Raw genomic sequence first — 276 nt, 5'->3', positions numbered from 1 at the left:
ATTTATTTGTAAATATACGCCCCACTACCGTTGTCAAAGGCGCTAGTTCTTTATCACCTTTAAAGGAAGAACGCGTTGAAGGCACAGATTTAGTTATAGTCCGTGAATTGACAAGTGGTATTTATTTTGGAGAACCTAGACATTTTAATAATCACGAGGCCTTAGATTCTCTTACTTATACAAGAGAAGAAATAGAACGCATTGTTCACGTAGCATTTAAATTGGCCGCTTCAAGACGAGGAAAACTAACATCAGTTGATAAAGAAAATGTATTAG

1 protein-coding gene is annotated in these 276 nt (G+C 35.9%); it reads left to right on the top strand.

Annotated features, from left to right (window positions below; translation table 11 throughout):
• Window positions 1-276, top strand: a 276-nt coding sequence (locus GUI70_RS25640) for an isocitrate/isopropylmalate family dehydrogenase (protein WP_237725147.1), incomplete at both ends; no start/stop codon positions are given.

Source organism: Deinococcus alpinitundrae, from assembly GCF_009982895.1.
Taxonomy (GTDB): Bacteria; Deinococcota; Deinococci; order Deinococcales; family Deinococcaceae; genus Deinococcus; species Deinococcus alpinitundrae.
This window is presented reverse-complemented; position numbering and strand designations above follow the sequence as displayed.